Genomic DNA, 20,411 nt, shown 5'->3' on the forward strand with positions numbered 1-20,411 from the left:
GCCTTAGGCTGGACGAAGCCGGCAGGCCTGGCGGGACGCTTTACCCCGCCGGGCCTGCCGGCTTTGGCCTGCCCCTGGTACCCGTAAGGGCCCCATGTCAAATCGAGCCGGACGCACCCACCGAGCCGCAACCACGCCGCCTCACGCGATCAACCCACCCCTGAACGCGACCAACGCCGCCTGCACCCGGTTGACCGCCCCGATCTTGCCCAACACGGACGACACGTACCCCTTCACCGTCGCCTCCGACAGGTGCAACGTCCCCCCGATCTCCGCGTTGGACATGCCCTGTCCGATGAGGACCAGCACCTCCCGCTCCCGTTCGGACAACGAGGCCAGCAACCGCCGGGCGGGCTCGGCCGCCCGCTCCCCGTCGGCCACCGCCGCGAGCACCCGCGCCGCCACGCCGGGGTCGAGCACCGCGCCACCCACCGCGAGGTCGCGCACCGCCCGCACCAGCTGCTCCGGCTCGGTGTCCTTCAGCAGGAACCCCGAAGCGCCCAACCGCAGCGCTTCCGACACGTACTCGTCCACGTCGAACGTGGTCAGCATGGCGATCTTCGGCGGGTCCGGGATGGCCCGCAGCCTGCGCAGCGCCATCAACCCGTCGGACGACCGCATCCGGATGTCCAGCAGCACGACGTGCGGGCGGTGCCGGCGGGCCAGGTCGGCCACCAGGTGCCCGTCGTCGCATTCGGCCACGACTTCGATGTCGCCTGCGCTGCTGAGGATCATGCGAAGGCCGGACCGGACGAGGTCTTCGTCATCGGCCAGCATCACCTTGATCACGACGCCTCCCCGCGTTGGCGTTTCGTGTTCGTACCCGTCCAGCCTCGCGCACGAACACGCAAGCTGACGTTAATTCCCCGTTATCTCACCACGGAAGCACGCGGGTTCCGCCTGTTCACAGTTGCCAGGAAATAACCGGCTCAACCGAGGATGCGCGCCACTTCCTGACGCAGTCGCGGCAGCAGGGCGTACAGCTTGTCGCCCGGACAGAGGGTGTCGCGGTAGTCCCGGTGGCCCTCGATCGCCGATGGCGGGATCCCGTACTGCTGGCACGTGTAGACGCAGAACGACACCAGTGAGTCCCATTGCAACTTCGGCGGCTCCACGTCCATGTAGAGCCCTTCGTTCTCGATTCCGATGGCGGCCGTGTTCTGCCCGGGGCAGTGCGCGCCGACCACCACGCGATCGCCGGCGCGCAGCGCTGCCAGGCTGCCGTGCCTGCCCTCCATGAGGAAACCGCCGCGGCTGTTGGTGAAGTGCTGACCGGAGTCGATCCAGCCGTTGGTGTCCATGTGCAAGTCCTGGATCCACCGCGCGTTGGCGTACGCCGCCGCCTCCGAGTAGTCCGTGACGTTCGCCGAAGCCGTGTGGTGCACGAGGATCCGCACGGGCCGCGTGTTCACGACGGTCGTCGGCTCCGCCGGCGGCCGCGCGCCCCAGTCGGCGCAACTCCGGATGGGCAGAACAGGCGACGCCGCGACACCGGGCGACCCGGGCGACCCCGGCGACGCGGAAGCGCCCGAAGCACCCGCGGCGCCCACCCCCACGAGCACCCCCGCACCGGCGAGCCCGGTCAACAGCGATCGACGTCGCACCATGTGAACTGTTTTCCCAACCGAACCTCACCAGGTCAAGTCTCCACACCCATCCGGGCCAACCCGCCCCGCTCACCACCCACAAAACGCGAAGGTCTTTCGCGAATCGTTACGCGCCAGTAACGTGCGTCACACGATCCCTGCCTGGAAGGAGCTTCGCGCATGCGGAGAGCCGCCCGATCGCTAGCCGTGGTCGCCCTCCTCGCCGCGGCCACCCTCACCGTCCCGACCACGTCCCAGGCCGCCGCCCCGCCCGAGGTCAGGACCGGCGCGTTCACCCCGGACGACCACTGCCTCGGCCAGTGCCACGACGTGCTGCCACCCGGCCAGAACGGCAACGCCACGCTCGCCGAGATCCTGGCCCACCAGCTGCTCGGCACCCGGCCCGCGCACTCGGCCGACCAGCTCGGCCGCTACGACTCGCTCGTCCCCGGCTACGGCGGCCTGACCAACGACCAACTGGGCGCGTTCTTCAACGACGCCTCCTTCGGCGTCCCCGCCGACCAGGTCGCGAGCACGATCAAGCCGCGCGCCGACGTCACGATCGTGCGGGACAAGGCGATCGGCATGCCGCACATCTACGGCACCACCCGGTCCGGCACGGAGTTCGGCGCGGGCTACGCCGCCGCGCAGGACCGCCTCTGGCTGATGGACCTGTTCCGCCACCTCGGCCGCGGACAGCTGTCCGGGTTCGCGGGCGGCGCGGAGGGCAACCGGGCGCTGGAGCAGAGCTTCTACAACCAGATCCCCTACACCGAGGCCGACCTCCAGGCGCAGATCGACCAGGTGGCCGCCCGGGGCCCGCGCGGGGCGCAGGCGTTGCAGGACGTCAAGGACTACATCGCGGGCATCAACGCCTACATCGCCACCGCCGTGAACAACCGGACGTTCCCCGGCGAGTACGTGCTGACCGGGCACGCCGACGCGATCACCAACTGGAACGACATCAAGCCGTTCCAGCCGACCGACCTGGTGGCCATCGCCGCCGTCGTGGGCGGCCTGTTCGGCGCGGGCGGTGGCGGCGAGGTGCAGAACGCGCTGGTCAAGCTGGCCGCGCAGAACCGGTACGGCGCGGCCGCGGGCGAGCAGGTGTGGCGGTCCTTCCGGGAGCAGAACGACCCCGAGGCGGTGCTGACCCTCCACGACGGCCAACGCTTCCCGTACGGCACGACCCCGGCCTCGCCGCAGGGCGTCGCGCTGCCCGACGGCGGCGTCGTCACCCCCGAACCGATGGTGTACGACCAGGCTTCCACCGCAGCATCCACAGTGGACATCCCGGCGGACCTCGAGCCGTTGGAAGGTCTCTTCGCCGACGGCGTCCTCCCCCGCGACCTGCTCGCCAAGAAGCACGGCATGTCCAACGCGCTGGTCGTGTCCGGCCGGCACACCGACACGGGCAACCCAGTCGCCGTGTGGGGCCCGCAGACCGGCTACTTCGCGCCGCAGCTGCTCATGCTCCAGGAGCTGAACGGCCCCGGCCTGCGCGCCCGCGGCGTGTCGTTCGCCGGCGTGTCGATGTACGTCCAGCTCGGACGGGGCGTCGACTACTCGTGGAGCGCGACGTCGGCCGGTCAGGACATCACCGACACCTACGCCGTCGAGCTGTGCGAGCCGTCCGGCGCGCCCGCCACCGCGACGTCCGCGCACTACCGCTACCACGGCCAGTGCCTGCCGATGGAGCGCCTGGAGCGCAGGAACTCCTGGAAGCCCACGGTCGCCGACCCGACGCCCGCCGGGTCGTACACGCTCGTCATGCACCGCACCAAGTACGGGCTCGTGCAGAGCCGCGCCAAGGTGGACGGGAAGTTCGTGGCGTACACCTCGCTGCGGTCGACCTACCTGCACGAGGTGGACTCGATCATCGGGTTCCAGGAGTTCAACGACCCCGACGCGATCAGGTCGGCGGCGGACTTCCAGCGCGCGGCCGAGCACATCGGGTACGCGTTCAACTGGTTCTACGTGGACTCGCGCGACACGGCGTACTTCAACTCCGGCGCGAACCCCGTCCGCAAGGCCGCGGTCGACCCGCACCTGCCGGTGAAGGCCGAGCCCGCGTACGAGTGGGAGGGCTGGAACCCCGACCGCAACACCGCGACGTACACGCCGTTCGCGCAGCACCCGAACTCCGTCAACCAGGACTTCTACATCAGCTGGAACAACAAGCAGGCGCTGGACTACTCCGCGTCCGGCTACGGCATGGGTTCGGTGCACCGCGGCGACCTGCTGGACGACCGCGTGCGGGCGCTCATCGCCCGCGGGCCCGTCAGCCGGGCGTCGTTGACGAAGGCCATGGCCGAGGCGGGCGTGGCGGACCTGCGCGCCGAGCAGGTGCTGCCGGACCTGCTGCGGGTGATCGACACGGCGGCCGTGACCGACCCGGCGCTGGTGTCCGTGATCGGCAAGCTGCGCGACTGGCAGCGTTCCGGCTCGCTGCGCAAGGAAACCTCGCGCGGCAGCAAGACCTACGCCCACGCCGACGCGATCCGCGTGCTGGACGCGTGGTGGCCGCGGCTGGTCGAGGCGCAGTTCCGGCCGGGCCTGGGCGACGCGCTCTACGACCAGCTGACCAGGGCCGTCCAGGTGGACGAACCGCCGTCGGACACGCACGGCGCGGCCCCGCACAAGGGCTCGTCGTTCCAGAACGGCTGGTGGAGCTACGTCGACAAGGACCTGCGCGCCTTGCTCGGCGACCGGGTGGACGGCGCGCTCGGCGCGCGTTACTGCGGCGGTGGCGCGGTGGCGGCGTGCCGCCAGGTGCTGCTGGACAGCCTCCGCGCCGCGGCGGCGGTGCCCGCGACCGCCGTCTACCCCGGTGACGCGTCGTGCGCCGCCGGTGACCAGTGGTGCGCGGACACCATCATCCACCGCGCCATGGGCGGCATCACGCACGACAAGGTGAACTGGCAGAACCGGCCCACCTACCAGCAGGTGGTCCAGTTCCCGTCCCGTCGGGGCACGGACCTGGCCAACCTCGCCGCCGGCGCCACCGCCACCGCGAGCAGCCACGAGCGCGGCTGGTACGACTCGCCGCCCTCGAACGCGGTGGACGGCAAGCCGGACACCCGCTGGGCGAGCGACTGGTCCGACCCGCAGTGGATCCGGGTCGACCTGGGCGCGACGCGCACCGTCGGCCGCGTCGCGCTGTCGTGGGAAGCCGCTTATGCCAAGGCATATCGCATAGAGCTGTCGACCGATGGCAGCACGTGGCGGACCGCGTACGAAACTTCCGCCGGAGACGGTGGAAAGGACCTTGCGTCGTTCCCGCCTGATGCGGCACGATTCGTACGAATGACGGGTATCCAACGAGCCACCGGGTACGGATACTCGTTGTACGAACTTGAGGTCTACGTCAAGTAGACCGGCCCACAGGAAGACCCCGGTCCACCCCCAGGGACCGGGGTCTTCCGCTGTGCTCGTGCCCTGTCGGCCTTCTCGCGTGGCCTTCTCGTGCGGGCTTGTCGTGCGGGCTTGTGGTGCGCCGTTATCGCGCGGTGAACAGGTAGTTGCGCACGCGATCGTCGATCCGCTCCACCGGCCGCCATGTGCCGCGGTGCCAGGCGTGCATCCGGTAGCCGCGCTCGGCCAGCCACTCCTGCACGTCGCGCGCCCGGTAGCCGAAGCGCAGCACGTGCCGTTCCTCGATCTCCAGGAGCAGCGTCGGCCGGAACCGTTCCAGCGTCTCCTCGCCGCCCTGCAGCACGCGCAGCTCCGCACCCTCCACGTCGGCCTTGACGAAGTCGAGCCGGTCGATGGCGTTGGCCGCGCAGAACCGGTCCAGCGTGTCCGTGCGGACCAGGACCTCCAGGTGGTCGGTGAACTCCTCGTTGGAGCCGAGCCCGTCCGCGCCCGCGGTGAGGAACGAACGGCCGGTGACCGGTGTGCCGTGCCGGACGGGGACGCTCATGACGTCACGGCCCTCGCTGACGCCCAGCGCGACGGAGTGCCGCACGACGTTGCGACCCTCGCGCGGGCGCAGCAGGAAGGACAGGGCGGGGTGCGCGAACACCAGCGGCTCGATGCTGTGCACTGTCCCTTGTGGACCGACGAGGCGGGACAGCGAGACGGTGTAGAGGCCGAGCGCCGCGCCGATGTCGACGCACACGTCACCCGGCCGCACCACCTCGCGCAAGCCGATCAGCTCGGGTTCGACGTACGGCGTGAGCCGGGCGAGGACGCGCAACGCGCCGGCCACCGCCGCGCCGCGCACCTCGGTCAGGTTGTGGGTCACGATCACAGGTTAGGGAATCACGGCAGGGGCTTGGCGCCGTTCCGGCGGTGGTTCGGCGGCAGTGGCCGGTGGTCCTGGTGGTTCGGCCGCGGCGCGCCGCTCGCGGGCAGTTGCGGGCTCCCCTGCGGGCCCGCCGGGATCTGCGCGTTCGCCTGCCGGTTCGGCTGGATCTGCGCGCTCCCCTCGACCTGCTGGTCCGGCTGGGCGGGCAACCCGACCTGCTCGGCGAACTCCTCGGCGACCGTCGAGCCGCCGTAGATGCCGAGCGCCTTGGCGAGGTGCATCCGGACGTCCGTGCGGTGGCCGTCGTCCAGGCGGGGCAGGGCGCTCTCGAACGACGTGACCAGCGTGTCGGCCCAGTGCTGGTCGCGGCGCTGGGCCGCGATGCCGACCAGTTCGGCGAGGTGCCTGCTGAGGCCCACGGCCTGCTCCACCTCGTAGCCGTTGCGGACCAGCCACCAGATCGTCGCGGTCGACAGGTCGGTCAGCACCTCGTCGCGCAGGTACTTGATCTCGGCCCGTTCGGCGTCCCGCTCGGCCTGGCGCATGGTGGTGGTCTGGAGCAGTTCGATGTGCTTGCGGGCCATCGCCAGGTCGTTGTCGTCGACGGTCAACTCGACCGCGTCGGCCCGCGCCCACACGTGCGTGCCCTCGACCTGCCGCTCCTCCGCGAGTTCCGCGCCGAGCCGGTACCGGAGCGGGGCGTGGTGCACGAGCATCGCCCGTTCGGTGAGGGCTTTGGCCCGGTTGACGATGTCGTTGACCGCCGCGCTGCGCGGGGCGTTGTGCCGGACGCCCGTGGTGAGGTCCACGCGCCAGTGGATCGTCATCCGGACGTGGAAGTCGAGCCCGTAGACGGCGCTGGGCAGCGGCGACTCGAACGGGTGCTCGTGGGTGGTCGAGGGCGGCACGAACGTGTACTGCTCGGCGTTGGGGCGGGCCCGGAGCCGCCGCCACCAGGCGCCGAGGGAGCCCAGCGGGCCGGGACGGAAGTCGGGCCAGGGTCGGCTGCTCATGGGTCGGCTTTCGTCGGAGAGGGATATGCCCCTTCTGTACCTCACTGGACCGATGCGGAGAAGACGAGGGGGACCACTTCGCCCGGACAGCCGACCGCTCGGTGCCCCCGCCCTCACCCAAGGTGCACGATCCTAGGCTCACCGAGTGACAACCCCACCACCCGAACCTGCCGGGGGCACCCGGTAGGCTCATGCCCGCGCCCTCGTAGCTCAGGGGATAGAGCATCGGTTTCCTAAACCGTGTGTCGCAGGTTCGAATCCTGCCGGGGGCACTCACCTTTCGCCGGGTGAATCAGGCCCTGGCCAGCGGAAACGCGGCCGGGGCTTGATCTTTCAGGTCAGTCGCCGTCAGTCGGAATCTGCCCCTGTTTGCCGGCGTCCGCGAAACCACTGCGAAACGGCTCGACCCCCTGGGTCGGGTTCCCAGGGGGTCGCGGTGAGACCTGCGCTACTCGCCACCGAACAGCGCTTCGACCAGCTTGTTGACCTTCTCGCGCTGCCCGTCGATGCACTTCGCGTACACCTTGAGCAGCACGTCCACCGAGTGCCCCGCCCGCTCCGCCACCTCAGTGGCCGGGACGCCACCGTTGAGCATGAGCGAGACTGCGGCGTGCCGAAGGTCGTACGGCCGCCCAGCCAGCGGAGAGGCCGCTTGAGCGGGCGTCAGGGCGTACTGGCGAGCTTCGTCCCACACTCGGTAGTAGGTGGACGAGGAGACGACCCCTCCACCGGGTGAGCGGAACAGCCGCCCGTCCGGCCCGGTCCCGAACCGGTCGAGGTGATCCCGCAGCATGCGGACGAGCACCGGCGGGATCGGCACCGGTCTTACGTCCTTCACCCCACGGTGCTTCAGGCCGCGCCGGTCGTGGACCTCACCCGAGTCCGTCCACCGCTTCCCGGCCGCCGGACGCGACTCACCGAGCATGAGCAGGCCCCAGCCCTCCTTCGGCAGGGTGCAGTCGTCCTCACGGAGCCCCAGGCCCTCAGCGGGCCGAGCAGCCGCGTAGTAGCCGGTCGCGAAGAACGCCGCCAGGTGCGCGCCCCGATCCTGATTCCGCCGACCGACATAAGTCACCGCAGTCAACAGCCGCTCCACCTGGCCGGGGTTGGCGACGACCCGCGGATCAACCTGCTCAACCACCTTCGCGATCTTGCGCTTCACCCTGGTCAACGGGTTGTCCGGGATCAGACCCAGCTCCACCGCGTAGGACAGCAGGTTGAACAACACCGCCCGTTTCCGCTGGTAGACGGTCGCAGCCGCCGCCTTGCCGTCGAGCTTGACCGCCAGTGCGTCCAGCACCTCACGGACCGCCACGGCGTCCGTCAGCTCGAACAGCGGACGCGAGTTCCGGAACAGCCAGTCAACGGCCTCCCGGCCCTCACGCGACAGCTCGTCGTCTCGGGTGGTCGGAGGCAGCAGGTTGCGCGTGAGCACACCCCGCAGTTCGTTCACCTCCGGCCGTCCAGCTCCATCCCGGACGAACGCCGCCCCGGCCGTAGCCAGCGCCTCCACCGTGCTGCCCCGCGTGGTTGCGGCAGCATCCGGCCACTTCATGTCCATGTAGGACTGCGCGAACTCCAAGAAGGACAGAGAGTTGCGCCGCTTCAGCTCCGAGACCGGGAGGCCCGTCTCGACGTCGAACTCCTCACCCCGCCGAGCAGCCTGCATCAGCTCCGACCGCCGACTGTTGGCCAGGGCCTTGGTCCCGAACCACTCCGAGTGCGACTTGGTGTCGGTGACCCACCGCACGCCGTAGGGCCGGGTCTTCCTCCTGCCCTTCCTCTTCGACCAGTCCGCGATCTCCCAGAACCGGACCTTGAACGTGGTGGTCATGCCGCCGCCCGGTACAGGTCATCGAGCCAGGCGAGGAAGTCCACCCGCTTGCACCGCAGCTCACCGTTGGGCAGCGAGAAGCACCGAGGCCCCTTCCCCGTCTGCCGCCACTTGTAGAACGTGTCCCGCGAGACCTCCCCGCCCAGGGCCTCCAGCATCTCCGGAACAGACATCAACCCAGCCAGCTCACGCACCTTGCCACTCATCCCCGACCCCCGTTTACGCAGCTTGAGCAGTTGCCGAACGATCTGGCGGACTGGCCGAGGCGAGCAGCGCCGCCGTGTACTCGGCCTTCCATCGACGCCGCTCCGCGACCGCCCGCAGCAGCAGGTGTGGTCTTGGGGGCACGTTCGGGTCACCGGGCTGCACGTTGTTCCAGACGACCCGTTTCGGCTGGTCGTCCCCGGTGATCCCCACGTCGGCGAGCAGTTGCCGAACGAATTCCCTGCGGTCGTGCTTGTGGTCGGCGAGCGACTTCCCGGACCACTTCCGCGACACCAGCACCCGCCGACCGGCCACGCCGAGCGTTGAGCGCTTGTGTGCCTTGCCCTTGCACTTGCCGGGCTCCATCGACAGCCGAGCACCGCGCGGCTGGACGCCGTAGAGCAGCCAAACCGGGCACTGCGGCGAGCAGGGCGTGACGGCCAGCTCCGCGCACAGCCGTTCGGCGTGGTCCTCCTGACGGCTGGTCCGAGCGTCGAAGCACTCACCGATGCTCTTGGTCAGGTACTTCGTCAGGTAGCCGATGTGCCGACCGGCCTCTTCGGTACCCCCGAGGATGCCCTTGGAGTGCACCTGGACACCGAACCGCGCCACGTGCGCCGGACGCTCCACCCGGTCGAGAGCTTCCTCCCAGGTGGGCAGCGGTTCGCGGGTAGCCGGATCAACGAACCCCTTCGCCCGCGAGTCCCAGACCGGCCGGTTGTCGCCGTTGTACTTGATCTCGTCGTGGTTGGGCCACCAAACCTGGTGGTAGGTGGCCTCAGCGACCGCTCGCAGCTCCGCCCGCGAGATCGCACCACGGATAGCGGCATGCCAGTGTGGCGCCAGTCGCCGCTGAGGCTCGACGGTCGAGAAGTACTGCACATCCCACCCGACGCACCGCCGCAGGTTCTGCACGAACCGGTCGAGCAGTGCCGCGAAGTGCACCGCGTCCCGAGCCGCCCGCCGGTAGTCGTACCGGGCAGGGTCAACCGGAGTGCCGTCCGCGCGCACCTTGCCGTAGCTGTCCAGCGTCAGCGTCAGGAACGTCGAAGGCTGGTACTTGCCGCCGAAGACCCGTCCGACCGTGCGCTTCTGCACTGGCCGCCGAGGCAGGTTCGGCGCATCCTGCCGTCGCCGGGTGGACCGCTTTCGGGTGATCCGTGGACGTGCCTCCAGAGCGGGGAGCGAACCGCGGATTCCGAGCTGCCGGAGTTCGGCATCGACCCCCGCGACCTCTTCTCGAACCTCCTCAGCGCCGATCTCGTCGCCCTCTTCGACGGCCTGCCGGTACACCTTTACCAGGTCAGCCCGGTAGGCGGTCAGGGTCCGCTGGTCGTCGCTGGGCGGGTCGGGGGTGAAGTCGGGTTCCTCGGTCAGGTGCCATCCCTCGCGGCACTGGGCCATCCGTAGCCGCCGGTTCTTCTCCGCGCAGGTTGGACACACGCTCGCCACGGTCGAGCCGCACGCCACGGGCACGATCTCAACGCGCCCGGTGTCCAGGTCGATCCGCTCCTTGGCCAGCGGCCGGACGCACACGCCGTGCTCCTCAGCCACCGCCCGAGCCACATCCAGCGCCGCCGGCTGCTTCATCCGGTCGGCACGAGTCAGGTACTCGCTCACGCCGCGACCTCTCCACTGCCGTCCGGCCGGGTCGGGAAGTCGTGCACCTCTGCATCGGCCAGGAAGACGCTCAGCTCGACCAGGTCAGCGTCGGTGACGTGGAAGGCCCGAGCCCGCTCCGGCTCCCGCTGTCCGTCCTGCTTCACCCAGGCGACACCGGGCGTGTTCTCGCTGATCTCGTGCGCCGCCGCGCCCCGCTGCCGCACGCCATCGCCAAGCACCATGTCCACCTGTTGTGGCTCGTCCAGGCGGAGCGCCACGCGGGTGCTGAACAGGTGCCGGAACCCGACGACCTCCTTGCGCGGGTCTTGGACCAGGCCCACCACGGCATAGCCGGGCGCACGCCCCTGTGAGGTGATGGTCTGGATTGCCCGGGCGGCCCGCTCGCGGAGCTGCTTGTCCTGCTGGTAGGCGACCAGGTCCGCCAGCTCATCGACCACCAGGACCGTGAACGGCTCTCCGGTCGAGCGCGCCCACAGCCGCCGAACACCCCGGTACCGCGCCGCCCGCTCCTTCACCTCAGCGGCGATCTCCTCAAGCAGGCCAACGGCTTCCGGCCCGTTGTCGTACGCCACCCGATCGAAGGCGTCCGGGCACTGCCCCAGTTCCATCCCACCCTTCGGATCGATCCCCACCAACCGCACCAGACCCGCCCGGACGGCCGGGGCGAGCTGCCACACGATCGACCACAACACCGAGCCCTTACCCGCACCGGGCACGCCGACCACGAGCACCTGCGACCCCAGCAGCCGCAGCCGCCACGGCTTGCCCGTCTCCGTCCGCCCGACGACCACCCGCTTGAGGTCCACCTCGGTCAAGTCCGTGAGCGTGGGCACCGTCAGGGGCCGCAGGAGCGGGTCACGGTGGACGAAGTCCAGCTCGATCACCCTCGGCCGCAGCACACGCACCCGACACGACCGAGCACCGAACGAGTGCGCCAGACCCTCCCGCCGCAGCTCCCACGCCTCCGGCGACTGGGCGGGCACCATCCGCACCCGAACCCGGTCCCGCCACCCCTCCGACCGCACCCGCCGCAGCCTGGGCCGGTACTCACGGCCACGGTCACGCTTGGCCAGGTCGGCGAGCCGCATCACCGACCGCCACCTCGGCACGTACACCGTCGCCCGCCGCCACTCGGTCACCAGCCGGTACCAGCCGTGCCGCAGAAACGACCCGCGATCCAGGCCAGCCCAGATGCTCAACGCCGCGACCAGCGACAACAGTGCGAGAACGAGCGGTGAGAGGCCGAATCGGCACCAGCACCAGGCCGCCGTCAGCGGCACCACCGTGACCATCGGGTACCGGACGACGACGAGCACCAGGCGCACGACGCCGACCAGGACCAGCCACACCAACGCCACCACGGCGGTGATCCACTTGGCCTTGCCCGGCACGAGCGCCCACCACGGCACCCGAGGTCGGACACCCTCGAACGGAGCCGGGTCCACCCACTTCCCGTCGCCCATCACGCACGCCCCACGGGGGCGAAGATCAGCGGCAACCAGCCCAGGCACCCACAGCACACGAGCTGGTTAGGGGCATAGACCCCGAACCGCTTGCACGCCCCGCAGGGGCGACCGTTGGACAACTTCCACACCGACGGGGCAACACGTCCACTTGACGCCCGCACCCCACGAACCGATAGCCTTGACATGACCGGAACCCCTTGTGTGTCAACAGAAGCGCGCGAGAAAGCCCGGTCGGTTGTGTCGTCGGTGAACGGCTCCAGGCCCGCCAAGACTTGAGGTCCGTTCACCGACGACCACCACCGACAGGTTCAGTGATCGTCTTCAGGTCTTACGTTCGATGTGGGCGGACACCGCCGCATCCGCTGCCCGCCCACACCAGCGATCAGCAGTCGAACGGGCCGGGCATCCAGGGCAGCCAGGAGACCGTCCCGGCACGAGTGATCTTGAACCGGGTCTCCTCGCCGTCCTCTCGCCACTGGTGCGCCGTGGCGTGACCGGCCGCGACCAGGTCCAGACAGGCCAGCCGCACCATGCCCTCATCGGCATCGGCCGCCGTCGCCAGGTCCGCGACACTCCACTCCCGCGACGGCACCAGCACCAGCGCATCCGCCACCCGGTACACCACCGGGAACGAGTAACCCACCGCGTCGCCCCGCGCCAGTTCCTCGGCCGACAGACGCGCCCCCATCACCGGCACCAACCGCGGATCCCGCCACAGGTCCGCGCCACTCAACCAGTCGTGCGGCACCACCGGACCGCCCCAGTAGGCAAGCCCTTCGGGCGACAGCCGATGCCGATGAACGGAGGCGGCTCCCTGCAACGTCCCCTCATCGACCGACACGTGCCCCAGCTGAACGAGATCACGGCAGATGTGACGCACCGCCGAGTACGACACCCCCGCCGACCGCGCCAACGACCGCAACGACCACTCCTCATGCGGGTAGCCGACGAGCCGGCGCATCACCGCCTCGAACATCAACGGCGTGTACCCGGCACCCGACAACCGCTCCAACGACAACCCGTCCCGCACCACACGGCCGAGCCCACCGCCGGCCCGCTCCACAGCCTGATCAACGCTCATCCGAAACAGCCCCCTCAGCCTTGGCACGCTCCCGCTTGGCCCAATACAGCGCCTCGTGGTGATGACCCCGATCAACCTCCGCGACCCGCGCGTACACCTCCGCCGACCGCAGGTAGAACTCCCGCCACACCTCCGGGGACGCACCGGGCGCGGGCATCAGGTGCGTCAACGCCTCGTGCGCGTCCTTGAGCAACGTCACGCCGAACGCCACCACCCACGGATCGGCCTTCTTCGGCTGAGCCATCACGCACCCCCAACCTGAGGAGGAGCACCCAACGCGGCCTGCCCCTCGGCGATCGCCTGCGCCAGACGCGGCAACGCGTCACGGTCAACGACCAACACCGCCGGGAACGCGTTGCCGAGCCGGAACTCCACCCTCCCCGCGAACACCAGCGGCTCGACCCGAATCGGCAGGTCAGCCGTGACATGCAAACGAACCATGTCAGCCACCGGGGTCACGCGGCCTTGGGCGCGGACTTGACGACAACCGGCTTCATCCCGGTCGCCCGCAGGCTGTACCCGAGCTTCGCCCGGCACCGGTGCCGCTCACCACCATGGCTCCCCCGGCACGCCTTGTCGTCAATCCACGGCGTCACCGTCAGCCCCTCGAAGACCACCGGCCGCACGTCGGTACCGGGAATCGCCTCCGGCGGCACCGGCTGGTGAGGAGCCGCGATCTTCACCGTCACCACCGCGTCCGTCTTCCGCTCCGCCGCCTGGTCGATCACCAGGACCGACCACACCAACAGCCCGGACTCCTTGTCCGTCTCCTGCTGCACCGGCAGCCCCTTCGCCCGCTCCTCGGCGGACTGGAACCTGAGCACCGGCTCCACGCCCATCACCAGCGCGCCACGGGGGAACACGAAGTCGTGCGACGTGGGGAGCCTGCTCCCGCCCGAGATCGCCACAGCCGTACTCCTGTCATCGGTGTCGGCTGGACCCTCTGTCCAGCACCTTGACACCGACCACTTTCGGCAGATCGACGGGACGCAAGCACCGCATAGCGGGACTTCTGAGGACGTCTCTGTTAGCTTCAAGACGTCCCAAGTCGTCACCACGGGGGTACACATGGCCAACGAACGGCTACGGGAGGCCCTGCTCCGCAACGGCCTGGACCTCGATCACATAGCCCGAGCCACCGGCGTAGACCCCAAGACCGTCGAGCGCTGGATCACCAAGGGCCGAGTCCCCTACCCCCGCCACCGCCACACCATCGCCTCGATGGTCCGCGAGACCGAGAACTACCTCTGGCCCGACGCCGTAGCCGCCGACCGCAAGGCCGAGATCGCCGAGTCCGAGGTGGTCAAGGTCTACCCCCACCGCAACAACATCCCCGCGGACCTCTGGGACCGACTCCTCAACGACGCCACCAAGCACATCGAGGTGCTGTCCCTAGCAGCCCTCTTCCTGGTCGAACGCCCAACCTTCGCCAAGGAGCTACGCCACAAGGCCGAGAACGGCACCCGCATCCGCCTACTGTTCGGCGACCCCACAGCCCGCGAAGCATCGCGCCGCAGCGAGGAGGAGCAACTGGGCAAGGGCACCGTCGCCGCCCGCATCCGCAACGCCCTGGCCTTCGTCCGCCCCCTGGTCGACGTCCCCGGCATCGAGGTCCGCCTCCACAAGACGACCCTCTACAACTCCGTCTTCCGCTTCGACGACGAGATGATCGTCAACACCCACGTCTACGGCTTCCCCGGAGCCCACGCCCCAGCCCTCCACCTACGCCGACTCTCCGCAGGCGACCTCTTCGAGACCTACTCCGAAAGCCTGGAGACCGTCTGGGCCAGCGCGAAGCGCGCCACCTTCTGACAAGGTCGAACCATGACGCGCACGGACCACTACCACGACCGAAACGCTCCCAAGGCGACCAACATCGTCGTAGCCGTGACCGCCTTCGTCCAAGACGATCGAGGCCGCATACTCATGATCCGCCGCACCGACAACGACCTCTACGCCATCCCCGGCGGAGCCCAGGACGTAGGTGAGACGATCGGCCACACCGTCATCCGCGAGGTCAAGGAAGAGACCGGCATCGACGTAGACCCCACCGACATCATCGGTGTCTACTCCGACCCGGCGCACGTCATCTCCTACACAAACGGCGAAGTCCGCCAGGAGTTCTCCATCTGCTTTCGCGCTCAGCCCATCGGAGGCGAGCTGCGCACAAGCAACGAATCCAGCGAAGTCCACTGGGTAGCCCATGAAGACCTAGCAGCTCTCAACATCCACCCCTCGATCCGCCTCCGGATCGAACACGGCTTCGCATCCCGGACCACTCCTTACTTCGCCAAGTGACCCAACCCAGCCGCCCGCAACCACCCTTCAGTCCGCTCCACCGCAGCAACCAACTCCGACTGTGCCTGACGGATAAAGATCGTTATTAGTGCACCCTCTCCATAGCGCTGCTGTATCTCGTTGATCCGGTCATGTACATCGATCGTTGCTCCGTCGGGCGTCGTCGTCATGTCAGCCCACCACAGCGCATCTCGAACCGGTGTGCGCTCGTCACTCCACTTCCCCAACGGACCGGATAGACCGCGCATACGGGCTTCTATATATGCGCACGAGTGGTGTGCAACCAACGCACAGACCCGCTCCGGGAAACCTTCCGCCTCCAGATAGGACGCACCGTCCAAGGGATGAAACCCTGTCATTGCAAGCTTCGTCGCGTAGCCGATGTCATGCAGTAGCGATGACGCTAGCAGTACGTCAGCGTCTGCGTCACTCAACGTAGGCACTACCATGAGTGATCTGTTGGCGACACCCTGCACGTGTCGCCAACGACGCGGCAGTTCACTCGACAGAACACGGCGAGCCAACTGTCGTGCCTCGGCGGTTAACGATCTCACATGTGCAACGATAGACCAACCACACCATCCTGCAACACTCCGAACACAAACGTAACATCGGGGCGAACTTAACAAAGGAGTGACGATGAGCGCGAACGTCGGGACGAGGCTTTCTACCGCAACGCCTTACATTCGTGACCTCAATATTCAAATCCGAAAAGGCGAAATAAAGATTCCCCAGTTCCAGCGACCATTCGTATGGGGTGACGAACAAGCACTAAAACTCCTCGACAGTGTCGCCAACAATTACCCGATCGGGAGCCTGCTACTATGGCGTACTAGCGAGAAATTGGCAGTCGAGCGAAACCTGGGACAGTTTCTACTACCCGAAACGGACGACCTGTCGCCTACCGAGTACGTTCTAGACGGACAACAGCGTCTGACGGTTCTATACTCGTCTCTCGGTGCCGAACCCGACGGGACGGGCTTCGCAGCACTCTACGACCTCGAGCGCGAGCGATTCGTCTCGGCACGGAACGTTGATCCAGCTATTCACCTTTTTCCGATGCGCTCACTGTATCAAACAACCAGACTGTTGAACTTCCGCACCGCCCTGCAAACACACCCTAAGGCGTCAGTACTGCAAGACCGCTTCGACAATATGGTTGAAGTATTCACCGGTTACCAGATTCCTGTAGTGACACTCAAAGATCTAACCGTCGAAGAGGTCTGCCCCATTTTCGAACGAGTTAATAGCTCGGGCACCCCGCTGTCCATATTCGATCTAATGGTCGCAGCTACGTGGTCGAACCGGTTTGACCTCAACGCGACCGTCGAGGACATCGCTCTCGCGCTGAAGCCGAAGAACTACGGCGACATTCGGGGAACCACGGTTCTGAAATGTCTCGCCGCAATTCGCGACGACTCGACCAACAGGGAACGAATTCTCTCACTCAGGCAGCTTCGCGAGAAACCCGACGACATGGACTCGTTGGTCAAAACGACAACTCGTGCACTACAGCGAGCCGTCGACCAATTGGTTACAGACTTTAAAATGTATTCACTGGACTTCCTTCCCTACGAAGCCCACTTGGTCATCCTCACCTACATCTACGCCAAGAATACGAATCTGAGCGCCGAGCAGGTGCGTCGAGTTCGTCAATGGTTCTGGCTTACATCCTTCGCTGAGCGCTATCGCGGCGCCCCTGATGACTTCGTAACGCGGGATCTCGATGCAGTGCAAAAGTTCGTGCTCACAGGCAAGCCGAAGGTCGACCATTTCGGAACAGTACCGAGTCTCGACACACTCAAAGGTATGATATTCAGGAAGAACAACTCGCGCTCACGCGCTTTCATTCTGACGCTCGCCAAGCAGCACCCACGAAATCTGACCAATGGCAACACGATCGACACCACAGTTGCCCTGTCCGTCTACAATAAAAAGCAGTTTCACCACATCTTCCCAGAAGCTTTCCTAAAACGACTCGACCCGAAATTGGAGCGCAGCTACGTATTGAACTTTTGCATGCTTGCAGCTTCAGAGAACAATCTGGTCAGCGACGATGACCCGCAGGATTACCTACCTGAAGTGGCAAATGACCTAGGGGACAACGCCGACGAGGTCTTCCTTTCCAACCTGCTTCCACTGCCGAGCCAGTATGATTACGCAAGGACGACGCTAGACGAGTTCATCGAAGTCCGCGCCGAGATTGTCCATAGCGCTATCAAACGTCTATGCACAGGACGGCACTAGGCTATAGTGCCGAATTCAGCTCTACAGGATCAAGGCGCGCGCCGCCTGCGGCTGCGCGCGGCTGGGTCGGACGCATGTTGGCACCGACTCCCCGCATCACGGCACGCCGGGCTCCCGCTTCGCTCCGCCCGTCGGCCGTGCGCGGAGTCGGTGCATGTGGTCCGGAGGCGGCGCGCGAGGTGATGGCGAGCTGGAGGCCGAGGAGTTCCGAGGGTCGCCGGTCGGGACGATCGCGCGGTCACGCGGCTAGGGTGGGCTGGGCACGGCGATCGGCTGCCGCGACGGCTTCGCCGTCTTGCCATCGAGCAGGGTCAGCCCGTCTGGCGAGCCCCAGCGCGAAACGCGAAGCCACTGCGAAACGGGTACGCGGACGTGGGCGACGGGGTGCCGCGTCGGCGCAGGTCAGGAGACGTGACCGCAGAGCTGGGCCACGCGCCTTCCTAAACCGTGTGTCGCAGGTTCGAATCCTGCCGGGGGCACTCACCTTTCGCCGGGTGAATCAGGCCCTGAGCTGCGACAACGCGCTCGGGGCCTGATCTTTCCCGTCAGTCGCCGTCAGCCGGAATCCCCGTCTGCCACGGGTCACGAACCGGCGGTTGTGCCAGCGCACAAGCTGTCTGCGCGTCACACCCACTTCGAGTGACCTGCATCACTACAGTCCCAACCATGAACTCGCTGAGTCTGCTCGGGTCGGTGGTCGCATCGGCGACAGCCGTGACGATTGCTCTCGTAGGGTGGCGACGCCAAGATCGACGGGACGAGCAGCAGAGGAATCTGGACGCCCGGAAGGATCAAGCCCGACTTCTTGCGGAACTACTCGAACTGAGCATCGCCGGTGGCGGTGCACCGGTCGGGCGCGACATCGCAAAAGCGAAAGCGATCCTTCTGCAGCTTCCGGGACATAGGGCGACCATCGTTCAGGTCGCTCTGGGTCTTCGCCACACCATGCACGACGTGCCGGTGGACGCCGCGACCGCAGCGCCTCAAGCCAACCGAACCGCACGACGCCGGTCACAAGTGGTGGATCTTCGACAGGGCGTCCGCTCTCAACCGCCAGTCCCTCGATGCAAGGCCGGAGTTGGTTGAGGCAGAGATCGCCTACGACATCGCTGGACTGCTCGGACGAGACCAAGAGACCGTCCTCCGAGCCCTGAAGACGGACGTCCGAGACTTGGACACGGCTGTCCGGGTGCACTACCTGAAACAGTGAGGCACCAACGACGGCGCGTCCTGACAACATGCTTCGGCACATGTCAGTACTCGACATCGAGCGTTGACAGGCATGCCCAAGCTTGAGGTCCGTCAACGACAGGTCCAGTGATCTTCTTCAGGTCTTACGTCCAATGTGGGCGGACACCGCCGCACCCGCTGCCCGCCCACACCACCGATCAGCAGTCGAACGGGCCGGGCATCCAGGGCAGCCACGAGACCGTCCCGGCACGAGTGATCTTGAACCGGGTCTCCTCACCGTCCTCTCGCCACTGGTGCGCCGTGGCGTGACAAGGGCACCCTCGCCGCGAAGGTTCGCAACGCCCTGGCGTTCTTCAAGCCGCCGGCAGACACCGGCCACGCCGAGATCCGCTGCCACCGCACCACGCTCTACAACTCGATCTACCGCTTCGATGACGAGATGCCGGTCAACACCCACGTCCACGGCTTCATGGCAGCCCACGCCCCGGTCCTCCACCTGCGCCGCCTCTCCGGAGGCGACCTCTTCGAGACCTACGCCGAGAGCTTCCAGGGCGTCTGGGACGACGCCAAGCCACCCAAGTGGTAGGCAGGGAACCATGGCGCGCACCGACCACTACAACGACCCGAACGCCCCCAAGGCGACCAACATCGTCGTAGCCGTGACCGCGTTCGTCCAAGACGACCAAGGCCGCCTGCTCATGATCCGCCGCACCGACAACAACCTCTACTCCATCCCCGGCGGAGCCCAAGACGTAGGCGAGACCATCGGCCACACCGTCATCCGCGAGGGTCAAGGAAGAGACCGGCATCGACGTAGACCCCACCGACATCATCGGCGTCTACTCCGACCCGGCCCACGTCATCTCCTACACGGACGGCGAAGTCCGCCAGGAGTTCTCCATCTGCTTCCGCGCTCAGCCCATCGGAGGCGAGCTGCGCACAAGCGACGAGTCCAGCGAAGTCCACTGGGTCGCCCGCGAAGACCTCGAAGCCCTCAACATCCACCCCTCAATCCGCCTCCGCATCGAACACGGCTTCGAACCGCGGACCACTCCCTACTTCGCCAAGTGACCCAACCCAGCCGCCCGCAATCGCTCCTCAGTCCGCTCCACCGCGGCCACCAATTCTGACTTCGCCTCCAAGTTAAGGGATGTCACAAGGTCAGCCGGACCATACCGTTCCACGATTTCGCCAATTCGATCGTGAACGTTCGTTCGACGACCATCCGGCGTCGTGGTCATGTCCGCCCACCAGAGCGCATCCCGAAAGGCGTTTTCTCGTCGCCCCATTCACTCAATTCGTTCACCATCGCACGAAGCTCCGCCTCACGGTAAGAACATGAGTGATACGCAACGAGCGCACAGAGACTTTTAGGATAGCCGGAATCGCGCAAATATCCAGCTCCGTCCAGCGGATGAAACCCAGTCAACGCTAGATTTGGAGCGTAGCCGATGTCATGAAGGACCGCCGCCTCCTCAAGAGTTGAGGCGTCGCTATCCGAGAACAGCGCCGAGACGGAACCTGCCCGTGCCGCAACACCCTGAACATGCGCCCACCTACGTGGAAGCGGTCCCGCAAGTAGGTGTGCCGCCAGCTTGAATGCCCATGCCGCCATGCGG

Annotated in this window: 18 protein-coding genes, 1 tRNA gene and 2 pseudogenes; 7 read left to right on the forward strand and 14 right to left on the reverse strand. The window is 67.1% G+C overall.

Annotation, left to right across the window (positions count from 1 at the left end):
- Positions 1-141: 141 nt before the first annotated feature.
- A complete protein-coding gene (locus ACWEFJ_RS36410) occupies positions 142-789 on the reverse strand; it encodes a response regulator (RefSeq protein ID WP_073895563.1) in 648 nt (215 codons plus the stop codon).
- A 140-nt stretch (positions 790-929) separates the two neighbouring features.
- Positions 930-1,397 (reverse strand): peptidoglycan recognition protein family protein, encoded by a 468-nt coding sequence (locus tag ACWEFJ_RS36415; protein ID WP_378086903.1) that lies wholly within the window; start codon positions 1,395-1,397, stop codon positions 930-932.
- A gap of 369 nt (positions 1,398-1,766) precedes the next feature.
- Here ACWEFJ_RS36415 and ACWEFJ_RS36420 point away from each other — a divergent pair, with 369 nt between their 5' ends.
- Positions 1,767-4,961: a penicillin acylase family protein gene (locus ACWEFJ_RS36420; RefSeq protein ID WP_449716551.1), complete on the forward strand. Its 3,195-nt coding sequence runs from the start codon at positions 1,767-1,769 to the stop codon at positions 4,959-4,961.
- Positions 4,962-5,085: 124 nt separating this feature from the next.
- On the opposite strand, the gene ACWEFJ_RS36425 is transcribed toward ACWEFJ_RS36420, so the two are convergent.
- Both ACWEFJ_RS36425 and ACWEFJ_RS36430 read right to left on the reverse strand, forming a co-directional pair.
- Positions 5,086-5,832 (reverse strand): FkbM family methyltransferase, encoded by a 747-nt coding sequence (locus ACWEFJ_RS36425; RefSeq protein WP_378086899.1) that lies wholly within the window; start codon positions 5,830-5,832, stop codon positions 5,086-5,088.
- Positions 5,833-5,849: 17 nt separating this feature from the next.
- Positions 5,850-6,848 (reverse strand): hypothetical protein, encoded by a 999-nt coding sequence (locus ACWEFJ_RS36430; protein ID WP_378086897.1) that lies wholly within the window; start codon positions 6,846-6,848, stop codon positions 5,850-5,852.
- Between the two features lie 199 nt (positions 6,849-7,047).
- Here ACWEFJ_RS36430 and ACWEFJ_RS36435 point away from each other — a divergent pair.
- Positions 7,048-7,120, forward strand: a tRNA-Arg gene (locus ACWEFJ_RS36435).
- A gap of 176 nt (positions 7,121-7,296) precedes the next feature.
- Here ACWEFJ_RS36435 and ACWEFJ_RS36440 read toward each other — a convergent pair.
- The 8 genes from ACWEFJ_RS36440 to ACWEFJ_RS36475 form a co-directional block, all read right to left on the reverse strand.
- Positions 7,297-8,598 (reverse strand): tyrosine-type recombinase/integrase, encoded by a 1,302-nt coding sequence (locus ACWEFJ_RS36440; protein WP_449716552.1) that lies wholly within the window; start codon positions 8,596-8,598, stop codon positions 7,297-7,299.
- Positions 8,599-8,678: 80 nt separating this feature from the next.
- Positions 8,679-8,876 (reverse strand): helix-turn-helix transcriptional regulator, encoded by a 198-nt coding sequence (locus tag ACWEFJ_RS36445; protein WP_449716553.1) that lies wholly within the window; start codon positions 8,874-8,876, stop codon positions 8,679-8,681.
- Between the two features lie 25 nt (positions 8,877-8,901).
- Positions 8,902-10,476, reverse strand: a complete 1,575-nt coding sequence (locus tag ACWEFJ_RS36450; RefSeq protein ID WP_449716569.1) for a replication initiator — start codon at positions 10,474-10,476, stop codon at positions 8,902-8,904.
- A 26-nt stretch (positions 10,477-10,502) separates the two neighbouring features.
- Positions 10,503-11,972: an FtsK/SpoIIIE domain-containing protein gene (locus tag ACWEFJ_RS36455; protein WP_449716554.1), complete on the reverse strand. Its 1,470-nt coding sequence runs from the start codon at positions 11,970-11,972 to the stop codon at positions 10,503-10,505.
- Positions 11,973-12,357: 385 nt separating this feature from the next.
- Entirely contained in the window at positions 12,358-12,951 is a 594-nt protein-coding gene (locus tag ACWEFJ_RS36460; protein ID WP_449716555.1) for a hypothetical protein, read from the reverse strand.
- Positions 12,952-13,045: 94 nt separating this feature from the next.
- Positions 13,046-13,300, reverse strand: coding sequence for an AMED_5909 family protein (locus tag ACWEFJ_RS36465; protein WP_449716556.1), 255 nt, complete (start codon positions 13,298-13,300; stop codon positions 13,046-13,048).
- Positions 13,300-13,497 carry a hypothetical protein gene (locus ACWEFJ_RS36470; protein ID WP_449716570.1) on the reverse strand — a complete coding sequence of 66 codons (198 nt, stop codon included), beginning with the start codon at positions 13,495-13,497 and terminating at the stop codon, positions 13,300-13,302. Before ACWEFJ_RS36470 ends, ACWEFJ_RS36465 begins: the two co-directional genes overlap by 1 nt.
- 14 nt (positions 13,498-13,511) lie before the next feature.
- Positions 13,512-13,964 (reverse strand): hypothetical protein, encoded by a 453-nt coding sequence (locus tag ACWEFJ_RS36475; protein ID WP_378087119.1) that lies wholly within the window; start codon positions 13,962-13,964, stop codon positions 13,512-13,514.
- A 160-nt stretch (positions 13,965-14,124) separates the two neighbouring features.
- Here ACWEFJ_RS36475 and ACWEFJ_RS36480 point away from each other — a divergent pair, with 160 nt between their 5' ends.
- Positions 14,125-14,868: a DUF5919 domain-containing protein gene (locus ACWEFJ_RS36480; protein ID WP_449716557.1), complete on the forward strand. Its 744-nt coding sequence runs from the start codon at positions 14,125-14,127 to the stop codon at positions 14,866-14,868.
- Positions 14,869-14,880: 12 nt separating this feature from the next.
- On the forward strand, positions 14,881-15,354 hold the full coding sequence (locus tag ACWEFJ_RS36485) for an NUDIX hydrolase (RefSeq protein ID WP_449716558.1): 474 nt from the start codon (positions 14,881-14,883) through the stop codon (positions 15,352-15,354).
- On the opposite strand, the gene ACWEFJ_RS36490 is transcribed toward ACWEFJ_RS36485, so the two are convergent.
- Positions 15,339-15,908 carry an HD domain-containing protein gene (locus ACWEFJ_RS36490; RefSeq protein WP_449716559.1) on the reverse strand — a complete coding sequence of 190 codons (570 nt, stop codon included), beginning with the start codon at positions 15,906-15,908 and terminating at the stop codon, positions 15,339-15,341. The genes ACWEFJ_RS36485 and ACWEFJ_RS36490 overlap by 16 nt on opposite strands.
- 85 nt (positions 15,909-15,993) lie before the next feature.
- On the opposite strand from ACWEFJ_RS36490, the gene ACWEFJ_RS36495 reads away from it, so the two are divergent.
- From ACWEFJ_RS36495 to ACWEFJ_RS36505, 3 genes and pseudogenes are all read left to right on the forward strand, one after another.
- Entirely contained in the window at positions 15,994-17,601 is a 1,608-nt protein-coding gene (locus ACWEFJ_RS36495) for a GmrSD restriction endonuclease domain-containing protein (RefSeq protein ID WP_449716560.1), read from the forward strand.
- A 1,504-nt stretch (positions 17,602-19,105) separates the two neighbouring features.
- Positions 19,106-19,378: pseudogene (locus ACWEFJ_RS36500) on the forward strand (XRE family transcriptional regulator); the annotation flags it as partial.
- Positions 19,379-19,388: 10 nt separating this feature from the next.
- Positions 19,389-19,863: pseudogene (locus tag ACWEFJ_RS36505) on the forward strand (NUDIX hydrolase).
- Between the two features lie 166 nt (positions 19,864-20,029).
- On the opposite strand, the gene ACWEFJ_RS36510 reads toward ACWEFJ_RS36505, so the two are convergent.
- Positions 20,030-20,407: an HD domain-containing protein gene (locus ACWEFJ_RS36510; RefSeq protein ID WP_449716561.1), complete on the reverse strand. Its 378-nt coding sequence runs from the start codon at positions 20,405-20,407 to the stop codon at positions 20,030-20,032.
- Between the last annotated feature and the right edge of the window lie 4 nt (positions 20,408-20,411).

It is taken from the genome of Actinosynnema sp. NPDC004786, assembly GCF_053601135.1.

Excerpts from the sequence above, each read along its gene's own strand:
- ACWEFJ_RS36420 (WP_449716551.1), top strand. The coding sequence starts at position 1,767 with ATGCGGAGAGCCGCCCGATCGCTAGCCGTGGTCGCCCTCCTCGCCGCG.
- ACWEFJ_RS36430 (WP_378086897.1), bottom strand. The coding sequence starts at position 6,848 with ATGAGCAGCCGACCCTGGCCCGACTTCCGTCCCGGCCCGCTGGGCTCC.
- ACWEFJ_RS36450 (WP_449716569.1), bottom strand. The coding sequence starts at position 10,476 with ATGAAGCAGCCGGCGGCGCTGGATGTGGCTCGGGCGGTGGCTGAGGAG.
- ACWEFJ_RS36455 (WP_449716554.1), bottom strand. The coding sequence starts at position 11,972 with ATGGGCGACGGGAAGTGGGTGGACCCGGCTCCGTTCGAGGGTGTCCGA.
- ACWEFJ_RS36485 (WP_449716558.1), top strand. The coding sequence starts at position 14,881 with ATGACGCGCACGGACCACTACCACGACCGAAACGCTCCCAAGGCGACC.
- ACWEFJ_RS36460 (WP_449716555.1), bottom strand. The coding sequence starts at position 12,951 with ATGTTCGAGGCGGTGATGCGCCGGCTCGTCGGCTACCCGCATGAGGAG.
- ACWEFJ_RS36480 (WP_449716557.1), top strand. The coding sequence starts at position 14,125 with ATGGCCAACGAACGGCTACGGGAGGCCCTGCTCCGCAACGGCCTGGAC.
- ACWEFJ_RS36465 (WP_449716556.1), bottom strand. The coding sequence starts at position 13,300 with ATGGCTCAGCCGAAGAAGGCCGATCCGTGGGTGGTGGCGTTCGGCGTG.
- ACWEFJ_RS36510 (WP_449716561.1), bottom strand. The coding sequence starts at position 20,407 with ATGGCGGCATGGGCATTCAAGCTGGCGGCACACCTACTTGCGGGACCG.
- ACWEFJ_RS36495 (WP_449716560.1), top strand. The coding sequence starts at position 15,994 with ATGAGCGCGAACGTCGGGACGAGGCTTTCTACCGCAACGCCTTACATT.
- ACWEFJ_RS36470 (WP_449716570.1), bottom strand. The coding sequence starts at position 13,497 with ATGGTTCGTTTGCATGTCACGGCTGACCTGCCGATTCGGGTCGAGCCG.